The following is a 13,442-nucleotide window of genomic DNA, read 5'->3' as shown; positions in this document are numbered from 1 at the left end:
CTTGCTGCCATCCCGGACCTGTCAGTAGCCGGAGCTACCACCGGAGTCCTGCCCGTTCCCCGACTGGTCGTTTCCGGAGGCCGGCGCAGGCTGGGGTCCCCCGTCGGACTGCTGCGAGGACTGCTGCACGGCGCCGGTCTTGCCGCCCTTCGGGTTGATCGCGAACCACGTGTCGCCGACGCCCTGGCCCTTGATGTCGCCGGGCTGCTGGTCCTTCGAGAAGTAGTACACCGGCCATCCGGCGATCGTCACCTGGCAGGTGCCGTCGGGGCGCTCCACGTAGCCGACCGTGGACGCGTCGACTCCGACGTTGTAGATCTGCCCGGGGGACTTGACCAGCAGCGGCGGCCAGGTCTTCGCGCAGTCGCCCTGGCAGTTGGACTTCGACGGCTTCGCCGTGTCCTTGTCGAAGCGGTACAGCGTCATGCCGTCGTTGTCGCTGACGTACGTGCCGATCTGGGCGTTGACCACCGCCTGCAGCTGGATCTTGTTCGAGGCGTGGTCGGGGGACAGCGTGATCTGGGTCGTGGAGGCCCCACCGTAGATGTCGACCTTGCCCTGGGTGCGCACCACCTGGGGCGCCTCGGTCGCGATGACCTGACCGAACTGCGACCCGTCGGCAGGCGCCTGCTGCTCGGCCGACGGGGCCGGCGCGACCGCTGCGGGCGGGGCGGCGGCCTGAATGGGGGGCGGCGCCGGGTTGCCGCAGGCGGCGAGGGCGGCGAGGCCGGCAGCAACGATGACGGCCTGGCGGGCGAGGGAGCGGAGCGCCATGAGGATCTTCTCTCCGGGGAGGTTTGCGGGCCGGTCGCTCCGACCCGTTCGCGCTAGCACACGGAACCGAAGCCCAGGTGGTTCGACTAGTGATCCATCCCACGCCACGCGGCAGGTAGAACCCGGACTCTCCCTCACGCCCCAGGGCCCGGCTCCGTGGCGAACCCGCTACCGGCAGCGATGCCGACTGCGCCGGAACCGCGACAAGCAGGTCGAACCGGACCGCCGATCACGCGACCAGCGGTCCGTCCTCCTGCTCCGGGCTGCGGCAGCCAGAACGAGCACGCCCTTTGGTCAGGAAAACGTGGGTCAGATCATCCAGTCCTGAACCCGCGCTCCGAACGAGCCGTGTGGTGTGCGGAAGTCGATCTGAAGCTCGTCGGCACAAGCGAGGTGGTCATGTCCTGCCAGTTCTCCCGACGGCGTTGCCGCCGTACGGCACATCGCCGCTCCGGCGGTGGTCGGGGGCGTTCTGCTCCGCCAGGCAGTACGACGAGAAAGCCGCCAATAATTTCGCGAAGATCCAGTGAACCTCACCGACCCCAGCGACGTGTCCTGGGTGGCCGGCGCTCCCGGCTCGGGTTGTCGAAGGTGAGGGTTTCGGTAGATGACGGTGTTCACGCCGCAGTCGGCATTCGAGGCCGACCCGCCGCCCACGAGGGCGGCTGCAGCGGTGTGTATCGCCCGCCCGGGCCCGAACCTCGTCGAACAGCCAGAGCGCCTGTGCCTACGGGGATACGTCGTGGTTACCGCCGACGTGGCCGGCGGAGCTCCCACTTCGTGGGGCGCGGGGAAAGGGAAACGTGCGTGGTCGGGATGAGAACGGCGCGTCGGCCAGGGGGCGCCGACGAAGCCCTCGTGCGCTCCCTCTTCGAGGAGCACGGAAAAGCGATGCTTGCCTACGCGACGAGGCTGACCAGTGACCGCGCCGCCGCTGAGGACGTCGTCCAGGAGGCACTCGTGAGAGCGTGGCGACATCCGGACTCCCTCGTGAACGGGAAAGGTTCGGTACGCGGCTGGCTGCTCACCGTGGTCCGCAACATCGTCACCGACCGGATCCGAGCCCGAAACGCGCGACCCGCCGAAGTGCCGGAGTCGCCGACCAACGTCCCGGTCGAGCGAGATCATGCGGACCGTGTGGTCGACACCATGGTCGTGCTCGATGTGCTGGGCCGGCTGTCCGCCGAGCATCGCGAGGTGCTCGAGCAGGTCTATCTGCAGGGGCGGTCGGTCGACGAAACTGCCAAGGAGCTAGGTATCCCGCCCGGCACCGTGAAGTCCCGGTCGCACTACGCGCTGCGGGCATTGCGCCAGATGTTTCCCGAACGGCGAGTAGGGATGGAAGGAGCTGCCTGATGAACGCGGCACGTGACCATGCAGACATCGATTCCTACGTCGCGGACGAACTGGGCCCGGAGGAGAAGAAGGTCGTCGAGGACCACCTCGGCACCTGTTCCGAATGCAGGGAGGAGGTCGACGTGCTTCGCGAGCTCCAGCAACTGCTGGCAGACGTACCCCCCGAGGTGCTGTTGGACGGCCCACCTGAGGACGCGGACCTACTTCTGCAACGGACACTGCGGCAGGTGAGAGCAGAGTCCTCTCAAGTCGAGGGCCGGCGCCGATACCTGGCCGCCGCGGCGGCCGCGGCAGTGGCGGCCGTAGCGCTCGTCGGGGGTGTTCTCGTCGGCCGGGTGACTCTGAGTGAGAACGGGCAGAGCATCGCCGCAGGTCCGGCTCCTGGCTCCACGACGGCCGCGCCTGCCACCCCCGGCACCCGCTACGCGAGCGCTACCGATCCGTCCACAGGTGCCCGGGTGACCGCTGCCATCGTGCCTGCGGCCGGCTGGGTTCGCGTCAGCGCGGCGGTCACGGGCATTCCCGCGGGGCAACGCTGCCAGCTCGTGGTGGTGGCCAAGGACGGCACCCGCGAGACGGCGGGCGGCTGGCTGGTCTCGGAGCAGGGCTCCACCGGCGGAACCACGCTCGACGGGTCGGCGTTGATCGCCCCCGAGGACGTGGCCGGTGTGGTCGTGCAGAACACGGGAGGGAAGCAGTTCGTGGAGGCTAAGGTCTGACGCGTGGCAGATCAGCTCGTCCCCGATGACTTCGTCGTCCCGACGGGCCTGATCACCGAGCGGTTCCGGCTGGAGCCGCTCGGGCCGGAGCACAACGCGTCCGACCACGCCGCCTGGACCAGCAGCATCGACCACATCCGGGTGACTCCGGGGTTTCCTTATGGGGACTGGCCTCCGCTCTCCGGCATGACACTGGAGGCGAACCTCGCCGACCTGGAAGGCCACGCGCGCGACTTCACTCAACGCACCGGGTTCACCTACACCGTCCTCGAACCCGAGGACGGTGAGGTGATCGGGTGCGTCTACATCTACCCCTCCCGGACGCCCGGCTTCGACACGGAAGTGCGCTGCTGGGTCCGTGCGGACCGGGCCGAGCTGGACGGGCCGCTGGCGCAAGCGGTCGAAGGGTGGCTGAGCAGCGCGTGGCGTCTCGGGAGTCTCGACTTCCGCGGGCGCTGAGGGTCGCTTCCTCGCTCAGAACCGTACGAATCACGCGAAACACACTTGTGCGCGCCCCGGCCCCGCGTAACCGAGCAAGCAATCCGACGATCAGTGGCCGAAATCGGCAATACCCACTCCCGGTTTGTCAACCGCCGCTCAGGGCTCTCTCGGCGGCCGCTGCCGACGTTTCTTGATCGGGTTTTGTTCGACCTTTTCCGGGTATGCCCGCCTGCCGGTTGCGGGCCCGATGTGCCGGTTCTAACCTTGCCCAACCTGCGCCTAAGTCCGAATCAATTGTCCTCAGCCGCAGAACGGGTGGTTCCCGTTCGTCGGAAGAGCAGGAGATCGACATGGCCACACCGGACGAGAGCGGCACCTCGCGAACCGATGTCGGTTCCCCGCCCACAACTCCCGGCATCCCGCAGCAGCGACCTCCGAGCGAGACCAGGACGCCCGCTGGGACTGCGCCGGAGCAGAGAACTCCCGCGGGTGGCGCCGGCTACGCACCCGACAGCGGTGCAGCACAGGGCCCACCTGCCGGCCGCCACGCCGCGGTCGACAGTGCGTCCGAAGTGCCGGCGGGGCGCGACCGCGTGCGCTGGGGCCCGGTATGGGCCGGCGTCATCGTCGCCCTGGCGGTGTTCGTCGTGCTCCAGCTCTTCTTCTTCGCCGTGGGCGTGCTCGGGCCGGGCTACGGCGGCAACACCACGGGCGGGATCGTCAGCGGCATACTGGCGTTGATCTCGTTCTTCATCGGAGGCCTGCTCGCCAGCGCCTCCACCGCCTGGCGAGGCGCAGGCGACGGCCTGCTGCACGGCGTGCTCGTCTGGGCGTTGAGCATGCTCGGGATCCTCATCCTCGCCTTCATCGGCGGCAGCTCGGTGCTCGGGCCGCTGGCCGCCCTCCTGGGCGCCCAGCAGCAGGGCATCGTCATCGACCCCGTGCTGGTGCTCAGGTCCGCACGGTCGGCAGCGGGCTGGGCAGCGCTCGGCCTCGGGCTGTCGGTCGCCGCAGCAGCGATCGGCGGAGTGGTCGGCTCGAAGCTCTGGCCGCGCCGGCCGAAGTCGGTGGAGGGCGAGCTCAGTCAGCGTGGATGACAGTCCCGACGTTCTTGCCGGCGAGCGCGAGCGTCAGGTTCCCGGGAACGAGCCCGTTGACGACCTGGATCTCCCGCACGTGCTTGGCGCGCGTCATCAGCTCCAGCACGAGCGGATCGACGGGCAGTTCCGCTCGGTCTCGGCCGAGTAGCTCGCCGACCGCGATCCTCGTGCCGGACCCGTTGGTCCTCCCGCCTGCCGGCCCGTCCGCATCCTTGACGTAGACGAGCTGCGCGGCTCCATAGGCGTCGGCCAGCAGGAACGCACCCGCGTCGCTGCGGTGCGGCGGGATCTTGCCCACGGGAGGCGGGAACTCGTGCACCCCGTAGGGCGGGTAGCCGTTGGCCACCACGGCCCGGCTCGCCGACAGGTGCGTGGCCAGTTGGTTGGCGACCGTGCCGTGCGGCAGGTAGGAGACACCGTCGGCCGCCAGGAGGGCGGCCAGCAGGTGCGCGTTCTGCTCGGCCTCGGTGGCTGCCAGGCCACCGAGCACGCCGGTGGGCATGCCGAGGTCCAGACCCACGCCGAGGATGTGCCGCGCCCGGACCCCGGCGCCCGTCAGGATCAGCATCCGGTGCTCGGCGAGTGCGGCGCGCAGCTCCCCCACGAGCGGGATCACGGCATCGCGCCCCCTGTCCATGATCGTGGTGCCGCCGATGGCCACCACCCGCAACCAGGGCAGCACCCGGATCACCGGCCCGTCGACCGGCCGCACCAGCTCGCGGTCCAGCAGTGTCTGGCGCATCAACAGCGAGGGGACGTCCTTGGCCGCGACCGGCTCGGCCGACGTGGCGCCTGGCTTGGTCATGGGGTGCTCCGTGGGTGTCATGCGGCGGTGATGATCGAACCGACGTGCTCGCCGTCGAGCGCGCGGCGGACCAGTTCGGGCCGCAGGCCGTTGACGATCTGGACCTCGCGCACGTGCCGGGCGTGTCGCATCAGCTCCAGCACCGGACGCTCGATGACCAGGTCGGGGAGGTCCATCTCGATCAGCTCGTCGACCGTGGCCCTCGGGATGAACGTGGCGGATCCGTCGTTCTTGGGGTTGGCGCTGTAGAGCCCGTCCTCGTCCTTGACGAAGATCATCTGCTTGCAGCCGTAGGTCTCCGCCACCAGATAACACCCGGCGTCGGTCCGGTAGGGCGGGATCACGCCCTCACCCGGGACCCGCTGCCACAGGTCGTAGGGCGGCATGCCCGAGAAGATCACCGCTCCTGACTCCGCCATCTGCAGGGCGAGCACGCCGAACGCCGACGGTCCGACCGTCGGCACGCCGTGTTTCGCCATCAGGTAGCCGAGCATGTGCGCGTTCTGGCCGGCGACCGCGGCTCCGACCTCGCTCAGCACGCCGGTCGGCATGCCCAGCTCGGCGGCCAGCGCGTAGACGTGCCGGGCCCGCGTGCCACCGCCGGTGCCGATCAACATCTTGTGGGTCCGCTTGGCGGCCACGAGTTGGTCGACGACGGGGAACACCGCGGCGCGTCCCCGATCGATGAGGCTCTGGCCACCGATCTTGAGCACGCTGACGTCGGGCAGGATCGCGTGATCCTCGACGGCCTCGGTCGCACGATGTAGCTCCGGGTCGCTCAACGAGCGCGACATCAGTAGCTCCGCCAGGGACGCGGCTCCAGTCATGAACCCTCCTCGACCGCCCGTTTCCGCAGGTCAGTGGGCACTGTAACCACGACTCCGCAGGATTGACGACACCCGCTTCGGGTGGCCGGACCGAATATGCGGACCGTCACCCGGTGTGCCGGACGCAGCAGCGCGGGCATCGAGCAACGCGTTCCTCGGCGGCGACTTCCCGCCGCATTCGGGTGGATCCGGGGCAGCCGCCGGGGCGTCGTACGGTACGGCGGACAGAAGGGACGATCATGGCCGAGCCGTACCCACCGATCGAACCGTACGAGCACGGGATGCTCGACGTCGGTGACGACAACCTCGTGTACTGGGAGACCTGCGGCAACCCGGACGGCAAGCCGGCACTGTGGGTGCACGGTGGCCCCGGCGGCGGCTCCACCGCCAACGCGCGCCGGAAGTTCGACCCCGCCCGGTACCGCGCCGTGCTGTTCGACCAGCGCGGGTGCGGGCGCAGCCTCCCGCACGCGAGCGACCCGGCCACCGACATGTCGGTCAACACCACGGACCATCTGATCGCCGACATGGAACGGCTGCGCGAGCACCTCGGCATCGACCGCTGGCTGCTCTGCGGGGGTTCGTGGGGAAGCACGCTGGTCCTCGCGTACGCCGAGCGGTACCCGCACCGGGTGTCGGAGATCGTGCTCGTCAGCGTCACCACCACGCGGCGTTCGGAGATCGACTGGCTCTACCGCGGGGTCGGGCGCTTCTTCCCCGAGGAGTGGGAGCGGTTCCGGGACGGTGTGCCGGAGGCCGACCGCGACGACGACCTGGTCGGGACCTACGCACGCCTGCTGGAGCACCCTGACCCGCTCGTCCGGGAGCAGGCCGCCCTCGACTGGAGCGCATGGGAGGACGCGGTCCTCTCCCTGGAACCGAACGGCAAACCCGCCCCGTTCAGCGACCGCCCGTCGGCCGACATGCTCGCCCTCGTCCGCATCTGTGCGCACTACTTCGCCAACGGCGCATGGCTGGAGGAGGGTGCCATCCTCCGTGACGCCGGGCGGCTCGCCGGCATCCCCGCAGTCCTGATCCACGGGCGCCTCGATCTCAGTGGGCCGCTCGACACCGCATGGGAACTCGCCAAGGCATGGCCGGACGCGCAGTTGCACGCGATCAGCGATTCAGGCCACAAGGGCAGCGACACCATGAGCGACCGCCTGCTCGGCGCTCTCGACGACTTCGCCCGATAGACGAGGCGGCGGCGTGCTCGAACTGCTGAAGGTGCTCATCGAGACCGTGACCAAGGCACTTCCCGCGGCGGGTTCCGCGGCGCGGCAACGGCGGCTGAACGAGATGGGCGCCGAGCTGTTCATGCTGTACGCCCAGCTCAACGAGGCGATGCTCTGCGCAGAGGACATCGTCCAGAACCTCCGGGCATACGTCAGCAGAATGACGCAGCACCTGGAACACGGGAACGATCCGTACGCCCTCACGGCCGGCACCTGGATCCGCGATGTCGTGCAGCAACAACGTTTCACCCTCGGCCGGATCGGCTCGACGATGAACCGGCTGAGCACGCAGCTGAACATCCTCGCCCCCGGATCGATCGCGCGGCTCGCGCCGCTGCTGCGCGGCAAGGCCAACGCGCTCGACAGCCTGTTGACCGTCATGTCGCGGGGCGGGTTCCCGATGACCGAACCGTCGGCGGAGCAGCTCGCCCGGCTGCAGGAGCTCGGCCACGACGACGCGGCGTTCGACGAGCTCGACGCCGTGCGGTCGGTGCTCGAGCGAGGGGCGGTGTCGACGCTGCAGCGCTGGGACGAGCCCGTCTACCGCGAGGTCGTCCGGTACCTGGCGCACGAGCGCCCCGAGGAGCGCGTGCGCGAGATCCGCGCGCTCCTCGAAGAGATCAGGCAGGTGCTCGACAGCACCTTCTCGCTGCAGGACGTACTGCTCAAGGTGGGAGACCGCCGGTTCCGGACAGACTACGACGGTGACCACTTCTCGGGATGAAGGTGACTCCCACTAGTCTGCGGCGCGAAGACCGCCGATCCGCACCTAGAGGTGAAAATGCTCGATCTGAGCGTCTCCGCGATTCCGGACGGCACGACGAAGCGCGGTGAGCTGGCCGCCTGCCCCTCGTGTTCCGCCCCGGCACCTCCCGCGTTCATCCGGTTGACGGAGCTGCCGGTGCACGGCACCGCGGTGTTCGCCAGTGCCGACGAGGCCCGCGCCGTCACCACGGGAGACCAGGAGCTCGCCCTCTGCGGCACCTGCGGCGTCGTGTTCAACCGGGCCTTCGACATGTCCAAGCTGGACTACACCGGTGAGCACGAGGAGTCCCAGCACCTGTCTCCCCGCTTCGCCGCGTACGCCGCCGAGCTGAGCGAGCAGTGGGTGAAGCGCCACGAGCTGCTCGACCAGCACGTCGTCGAGATCGGCTGCGGCGCAGGCGACTTCGCCGCCGAGCTGCTCCGTGCCGGGGTCGGGAGCGTCACCGGGATCGACCCGCACTTCGGCCCCGAGCGCGTTCCCGCCGACCTCGCGCAGCGGCTGCGCGCGGTGCCCGCGTTCTACTCCCCCGAGATGGTGGAGCCCGGCACCGCCGCGGTCGTCTGCCGGCACACGCTCGAGCACATCCCCGAGCTCGCCGTGTTCGGGGCGGACATCCTTCGCGGGATGCGCACCGCCGGCGTTCCCGTGCTGCTCGCCGAGGTGCCCGACCTCGGCCGCATCCTCACCGACGGCGCGTTCTGGGACCTGCAGTACGAGCACTGCTCCTACTTCACCCCCGCCACCCTGGGCGGCTACCTGGGCCGGCTGGGGTTCGACGTGCTCGACGTGCGCACCACCTACACCGACCAGTACGTGGTGGCCGAAGCCGCGCCCGCGACCGGCGACACCGCAGGCGAACCCGGCCCGGCCGCCGAGCTGGACCGGCTGCACCAGCTCTGCGAAGGGTTCGCCACGCACACCATCGGGCGGATCACCCACTGGGGTTCGTGGCTCGACGACCGCCGCGCCGCAGGCGACACCGTCGTCGTCTGGGGTGGTGGGGCCAAGGGCCTCACCTTCCTCAACATGCTGCGCGAGCACGCCGACGCGGTGTCCGCGGTGGTCGACATCAACCCGGGCCTGCAGAACCACTACATCGGCGGGCTGGGGCTCCCCATCGTCGCGCCCCGCGATCTCGTGTCGGCACCGCCGCGAACGGTGCTGCTGATGAACCCCGTCTACGTCGACGAGGTGCGCGCCCTGCTCGACGAGCTCGGCCTGCAGACCACCGAGCTCATCACGGTCTGACGCTCCCGGCTCCTCGGCACCTGCCGTGCGGCGGATCGTGGCGGCCAACGCCACCCCCGCCGCACCGAGTCGCCGAGCGAGCCGGCCTTCCCGCACCTGCTCGGCATTGCCGTATCGCGATTCGCGATTCGATCCAGCGCGTTGCTTCGTCGCGGCGGATGGTGGCGCGATCGCACGCTGGAGGCATGTCTCCTGGTCGCCGCTACGGCTTCGGCTTCTGGTCCGTCGCTGCTGTGTTCCTGACGGTCATCGCGTTCTCGACGGCCCCGGGCCCGCTCTACACGCTCTACCGTGAGCGGGACGCCTTCTCGGCGTTGGTCGTGACGATCGTCTACGCCGCCTACGCCGTGGGCGCTGTGGTCAGTCTCGTCCTCGCCGGGCACCTGTCCGACTCGCACGGCCGACGGCGTGTGATCGTGCCGGCGCTGCTCATCGAGATCGCGGCAGCCGTCGTCTTCCTCTTCTGGCCCGCACTGCCCGGGCTGATCGTCGCGCGGTCCCTGACCGGACTCGGGGTCGGCGCCTTCACCTCCACGGCGACGGCGTGGCTGGGCGAGCTCCATGCCGCTCACCGTCCCCGGGCGACGAACCGCCGGGCCCAGGTGGTCGGTACCGCGTCGAACATGTGGGGCTTCGGCGTCGGGACGATGCTGTCCGGTGCGCTGGCCCAATGGGCAGGCCATCCGTTGACCGTCCCGTACCTCGTGTTCGTCATCGCGCTGGTGGTCGGGCTTCTGCTCGTGCTCGCTGCGCCGGAGACCCGGGCTCCGATGAGGCCGCGAACCCGGTACCGACCCCAGCGCGTGTCGGTACCGCACCACGTCCGCGGCCGCTATCTGGCGGCTGCGACCGGCATGTTCGTCGTCTTCGCCGCGTTCGGTTTGTTCACCTCCGTCGCGCCGAGCTACCTGTCCGGCCCGCTCCACCACCCGTCGGTCGCCCTCGCCGGCACCGTGACGTTCGTGGTCTTCACCTCCGCGGTCGCAGCACAGCTCGCCACCTCGATGATCAGCGTGCCCCGCCTCCTGACCACGGGGATCCCGATCCTCCTGGTCGGGCTGGCGCTGCTGGTGGCCGCGGTGTGGCTGCCCACGCCGAGTCTCGCCGGCTTCCTCACCGGTGGGGTCGTCACCGGACTGGGTGGGGGCATCCTGTTCCGGGGCACCCTCAGCACGGTCGTGACGCTGGCTCCGGAGAACGCCCGCGCCGAGGCGCTCGCCGGCCTGTTCGTGGCCGGCTATCTCGGCCTGACGATCCCGGTGATCGGCTTGGGTCTGCTGATCCGCTACAGCACCCCGCAGGTCGGTCTGCTGGTGTTCGCGACGGCCCTCGCGCTCGCGGTCATCGCCACGGCGCCGGCGCTGCTGTGCCGCACCGGCGTCGCCGACGAGAGGACGCCCGCCCCGCTTTTCTCCGAAGTCTCAGCATTCTCGCTGGCCACAGCCGTTCGAGACGGCCACGAGCGGTGATTTCAGGTATGCGAGGCTTCGTCACGGCCGTGTATGCAGATCGCTAGACTCCCGCGAAGCGATCATCGCGATTGACATGTGGTCGTCGACGAGGCCGCCGTTGGAGGAGAACCGTGATGGCTGGCCGGGCAAACAGAACCGGCAACGCAAGCACGTACGGCGTGCCGGACATCGATCGGACCAAGGCTTCGATCGCGCGTGTGTACGACTACATCCTCGGCGGCAAGGACCACTTCGAGATCGACCGGCGGGCCACCGATGCGATGTACGCGGTGGATCCGAACGCCGGCCAGCTCGCGAAGGACAACCGCAACTTCCTGCGCCGGGCTGTGCCCTATCTCGTGCGCGACGTCGGCATCCGGCAGATCATCGACATCGGCTCGGGCCTGCCCACCGTCGGCAACGTCCACGAGATCGCACATCGCATCGACCGCAACATCCGCGTGGTCTACGTCGACAACGACCCTGTCGTGATCGTCCACGGACGAGCCTTGCTCAGCCGGGAGAACACCAGCACCGTGATCGCCGCCGACGCCCGCGTCGCAGAGTCGATCTTCGACGATCCGGACGTCGCCGAACTGATCAACTTCGACGAGCCGCTCGCGGTGATCGCAGCGAGCGTCTTGCACCACCTGACCGACGACGACGTCTATCCGGCAGTGGAGGCGATCCGGGAGCGGCTCTCCCCCGGCTCGCACATGTTGATCAGCCACTTCCTCGACGACGACGAGGAACGCGCGAAGGCACTCGAAAAGGCCTTCCTCGAAGGCGGCCTGGGCACAGGCCGCTTCCGCACGTGGGAAGACCTGTACCGCATGTTCGAGGGGCTCGAGATGCTCGAGCCCGGCCTGGTGTACTGCAACGACTGGCACGCCGACAGGCTCACGCCCACCGACAGCGCCGTGCACACCCTGCTCGCCGCAGGTCTGGCCCGGAAGCCGGGCTGAGCCGGCTCAGTCGTCGAGGAGCTTCTTCCGCAGGATCGCCTTCGTCTCGGCCGGAGTCTCGGCCTGCACGCTCACCCGCTCCATGACGGCGAGGTAGTCCTCGACCTCCGGGCGCTTGTCGAGGTAGATCGCACTGTTGAGCTGCTCGAGGTAGACGACGTCGGGCAGGTCGGCCTCGGCGAACCGGAGAATCGTGAAGGGACCGCCTGCCGCGGCGTGGATGCCGAACTCGAACGGGAGAATCTGCACGGTGACGTTCGGCAGCGACGTCATCTCGAGCAGATGCTCGATCTGGTCGTGCATGACCCGCCGGCTGCCGAAGGGCCGGCTCAGAGCGGCCTCGTCGATCACGGCCCAGAGCTGGGGTGCCCCCGGCTCGGTGAGCATCTTCTGGCGGTTCATCCGCAGCCGCACCCGCCGGTCGATGTCGTCGGCGGACTCGTCCTGGTGACCGACCAGGATGACGCTGCGCGCGTACTCCTCACTCTGCAGCAGGCCGGGCACGAACTGCACCTGGTAGGTGCGGATGACGCTGGCCGCCTGCTCGAGCCCGAGGTACGTCTCGAACCAGCTCGGCAGGAGGTTGCTGTCCTGGTGCCACCAGCCCCGCGAGTTGGCCCGCCGGGCCAGGCTCAGGTACTCCTCGCGCTCCCCGGCCTCGGTGACGCCGTAGAGCGAGAGGAGGTCGACGATGTCGCGTTCCTTGAAGCCGACCCTGCCCAGCTCCAGGCGGCTGATCTTGGCGTGGGAGGCCCGGATGGCGTCGCCTGCAGCTTCGCGCGTGATGCCGTTGGCCTCGCGCAACCGCCGCAGGTGCGTGCCGAGGACGATGCGCAGGACGGTAGGCCCACCCTGCTGGATGGGATCGGGCGGACCCAGTGGAGATCGGCCTGTCGGCTCTGCTGGCACAGCTCACCTTTCACGACGAAACTGCATGATCCGGCCTTCCGTGATCGACGAGCATAGACCGTCCTTGTCGACCGTGACCGATCTCCTGTGGATCAAGCTATGAGGTCGTCGAACTCGCCGTCCTTGGCTCCTCGGATGAAGGCAGCGATCTCCGCCCGCGTGTAGAGGAGCGCAGGGCCTCGCGGGTCGCGCGAGTTGCGGACGGCGATGGTGCCGCAGTCGAGATGAGCGAGCTCGACGCAGTCGCCGTTGGGGTTGCTGGCCTGGCTCTTCCGCCAGGCGACGGAGCCGAGGAGATCAGCAGCGACGCTGCTCCCGTCGTGGTGGTGCATGTCCGACCCTCCGACTGGTTCGGGCCTCCCCCGCGTCTCCGCCGGGGAGCGTGCCTTGCAGATGCACTTGCAGATGCTGTTGCAGACAGCTTTGCAGATGCTGTTGCAGACACTCTTGCGAATGCAAGCGTGACGGTGCAAACTGATCTTGGACGACGTGCTCTCGGGCACATGCGGACGCAACTGTGTGCGGACGGGGGGCCGTGAACAGATCACACCAGTCGACGGCAGTCGGCGTGTTGTCGATGGCGACGACCGTCTCGGTCACCTGTGTCACCGACGGGCGCGCTCACGCCGTGCCGGACAGCGAACTCACTCAGGGCGTGGCCCACGACAGCGGCTACTACTCGGCGGTCTGCGGCCACATGGTCGCTGCTGCTCCGATGTGTGCCCCGGACGGCGAGCCATGCCGCTCATGCAGCGACCTGTGGGACAAGCGCAACGCACGTCGCCGTCCCCAGCGGTCACGCTTCTTCTTCCGCTGATCGCCGCGAACCCCGCCCGAGCACCCTTC

The 13,442-nt window shown here is 69.1% G+C and carries 15 protein-coding genes; 10 read left to right on the top strand and 5 right to left on the bottom strand.

The annotated features are described in order from the left end of the window. Positions 1-21: 21 nt before the first annotated feature. Positions 22-774 (bottom strand): hypothetical protein, encoded by a 753-nt coding sequence (locus ACQPZQ_RS03790; RefSeq protein WP_433292083.1) that lies wholly within the window; start codon positions 772-774, stop codon positions 22-24. Positions 775-1,590: 816 nt separating this feature from the next. On the opposite strand from ACQPZQ_RS03790, the gene ACQPZQ_RS03785 reads away from it, so the two are divergent. The 4 genes from ACQPZQ_RS03785 to ACQPZQ_RS03770 all read left to right on the top strand — a co-directional run bounded on the left by ACQPZQ_RS03785 (position 1,591) and on the right by ACQPZQ_RS03770 (position 4,387). Beyond that, positions 1,591-2,130, top strand: a complete 540-nt coding sequence (locus tag ACQPZQ_RS03785) for a sigma-70 family RNA polymerase sigma factor (protein ID WP_433292081.1) — start codon at positions 1,591-1,593, stop codon at positions 2,128-2,130. After that, a complete protein-coding gene (locus ACQPZQ_RS03780) occupies positions 2,130-2,849 on the top strand; it encodes an anti-sigma factor family protein (protein ID WP_433292079.1) in 720 nt (239 codons plus the stop codon). The genes ACQPZQ_RS03785 and ACQPZQ_RS03780 overlap by 1 nt, the downstream gene beginning before the upstream one ends. A gap of 3 nt (positions 2,850-2,852) precedes the next feature. Then, a complete protein-coding gene (locus tag ACQPZQ_RS03775) occupies positions 2,853-3,308 on the top strand; it encodes a GNAT family N-acetyltransferase (RefSeq protein ID WP_433292077.1) in 456 nt (151 codons plus the stop codon). A 332-nt stretch (positions 3,309-3,640) separates the two neighbouring features. Continuing rightward, positions 3,641-4,387, top strand: a complete 747-nt coding sequence (locus ACQPZQ_RS03770) for a hypothetical protein (RefSeq protein WP_433292075.1) — start codon at positions 3,641-3,643, stop codon at positions 4,385-4,387. Here the strand turns inward: ACQPZQ_RS03770 and ACQPZQ_RS03765 are convergent. Both ACQPZQ_RS03765 and ACQPZQ_RS03760 read right to left on the bottom strand, forming a co-directional pair. Next, complete coding sequence (locus ACQPZQ_RS03765; RefSeq protein WP_433292073.1) at positions 4,371-5,195, bottom strand: molybdenum storage protein subunit alpha; 825 nt, start codon at positions 5,193-5,195, stop codon at positions 4,371-4,373. The genes ACQPZQ_RS03770 and ACQPZQ_RS03765 overlap by 17 nt on opposite strands. A gap of 17 nt (positions 5,196-5,212) precedes the next feature. After that, positions 5,213-6,022, bottom strand: a complete 810-nt coding sequence (locus ACQPZQ_RS03760) for a uridine kinase (RefSeq protein ID WP_433292071.1) — start codon at positions 6,020-6,022, stop codon at positions 5,213-5,215. Positions 6,023-6,261: 239 nt separating this feature from the next. On the opposite strand from ACQPZQ_RS03760, the gene pip reads away from it, so the two are divergent. The 5 genes from pip (at position 6,262) to ACQPZQ_RS03735 (ending at position 11,687) form a co-directional block, all read left to right on the top strand. Then, entirely contained in the window at positions 6,262-7,218 is a 957-nt protein-coding gene (gene pip / locus ACQPZQ_RS03755) for a prolyl aminopeptidase (protein ID WP_433292069.1), read from the top strand. Positions 7,219-7,231: 13 nt separating this feature from the next. Next, complete coding sequence (locus ACQPZQ_RS03750; RefSeq protein WP_433292067.1) at positions 7,232-7,981, top strand: hypothetical protein; 750 nt, start codon at positions 7,232-7,234, stop codon at positions 7,979-7,981. Positions 7,982-8,038: 57 nt separating this feature from the next. After that, positions 8,039-9,271, top strand: coding sequence for a class I SAM-dependent methyltransferase (locus tag ACQPZQ_RS03745; RefSeq protein WP_433292065.1), 1,233 nt, complete (start codon positions 8,039-8,041; stop codon positions 9,269-9,271). A 185-nt stretch (positions 9,272-9,456) separates the two neighbouring features. Beyond that, on the top strand, positions 9,457-10,740 hold the full coding sequence (locus ACQPZQ_RS03740; RefSeq protein ID WP_433292063.1) for an MFS transporter: 1,284 nt from the start codon (positions 9,457-9,459) through the stop codon (positions 10,738-10,740). Between the two features lie 116 nt (positions 10,741-10,856). Then, the gene (locus ACQPZQ_RS03735; protein ID WP_433292061.1) at positions 10,857-11,687 is read left to right on the top strand and encodes an SAM-dependent methyltransferase; all 831 of its coding nucleotides are present in this window, start codon (positions 10,857-10,859) and stop codon (positions 11,685-11,687) included. A gap of 6 nt (positions 11,688-11,693) precedes the next feature. Here the strand turns inward: ACQPZQ_RS03735 and ACQPZQ_RS03730 are convergent, their stop codons facing one another. Both ACQPZQ_RS03730 and ACQPZQ_RS03725 read right to left on the bottom strand, forming a co-directional pair. After that, positions 11,694-12,596, bottom strand: a complete 903-nt coding sequence (locus ACQPZQ_RS03730; protein WP_433292059.1) for a helix-turn-helix domain-containing protein — start codon at positions 12,594-12,596, stop codon at positions 11,694-11,696. A gap of 92 nt (positions 12,597-12,688) precedes the next feature. Continuing rightward, a complete protein-coding gene (locus ACQPZQ_RS03725) occupies positions 12,689-12,928 on the bottom strand; it encodes a DUF397 domain-containing protein (RefSeq protein ID WP_241038629.1) in 240 nt (79 codons plus the stop codon). Between the two features lie 245 nt (positions 12,929-13,173). Here ACQPZQ_RS03725 and ACQPZQ_RS03720 point away from each other — a divergent pair, with 245 nt between their 5' ends. Next, positions 13,174-13,413 (top strand): hypothetical protein, encoded by a 240-nt coding sequence (locus ACQPZQ_RS03720; RefSeq protein ID WP_433292057.1) that lies wholly within the window; start codon positions 13,174-13,176, stop codon positions 13,411-13,413. The last annotated feature ends 29 nt before the right edge of the window (positions 13,414-13,442 follow it).

This window comes from Pseudonocardia sp. CA-142604, assembly GCF_050948475.1.
Classification (GTDB): domain Bacteria; phylum Actinomycetota; class Actinomycetes; order Mycobacteriales; family Pseudonocardiaceae; genus Pseudonocardia; species Pseudonocardia alaniniphila.
The sequence above is the reverse complement of the archived record's forward strand: the minus strand, read 5'-3'. Positions and strand labels throughout refer to the sequence as shown.

Coding starts and splice junctions, on each gene's coding strand:
- ACQPZQ_RS03790 (WP_433292083.1), bottom strand. CDS start 774: ATGGCGCTCCGCTCCCTCGCCCGCCAGGCCGTCATCGTTGCTGCCGGC.
- ACQPZQ_RS03785 (WP_433292081.1), top strand. CDS start 1,591: ATGAGAACGGCGCGTCGGCCAGGGGGCGCCGACGAAGCCCTCGTGCGC.
- ACQPZQ_RS03780 (WP_433292079.1), top strand. CDS start 2,130: ATGAACGCGGCACGTGACCATGCAGACATCGATTCCTACGTCGCGGAC.
- ACQPZQ_RS03770 (WP_433292075.1), top strand. CDS start 3,641: ATGGCCACACCGGACGAGAGCGGCACCTCGCGAACCGATGTCGGTTCC.
- ACQPZQ_RS03765 (WP_433292073.1), bottom strand. CDS start 5,195: ATGACCAAGCCAGGCGCCACGTCGGCCGAGCCGGTCGCGGCCAAGGAC.
- ACQPZQ_RS03760 (WP_433292071.1), bottom strand. CDS start 6,022: ATGACTGGAGCCGCGTCCCTGGCGGAGCTACTGATGTCGCGCTCGTTG.
- pip (WP_433292069.1), top strand. CDS start 6,262: ATGGCCGAGCCGTACCCACCGATCGAACCGTACGAGCACGGGATGCTC.
- ACQPZQ_RS03745 (WP_433292065.1), top strand. CDS start 8,039: ATGCTCGATCTGAGCGTCTCCGCGATTCCGGACGGCACGACGAAGCGC.
- ACQPZQ_RS03740 (WP_433292063.1), top strand. CDS start 9,457: ATGTCTCCTGGTCGCCGCTACGGCTTCGGCTTCTGGTCCGTCGCTGCT.
- ACQPZQ_RS03735 (WP_433292061.1), top strand. CDS start 10,857: ATGGCTGGCCGGGCAAACAGAACCGGCAACGCAAGCACGTACGGCGTG.
- ACQPZQ_RS03725 (WP_241038629.1), bottom strand. CDS start 12,928: ATGCACCACCACGACGGGAGCAGCGTCGCTGCTGATCTCCTCGGCTCC.
- ACQPZQ_RS03720 (WP_433292057.1), top strand. CDS start 13,174: ATGGCGACGACCGTCTCGGTCACCTGTGTCACCGACGGGCGCGCTCAC.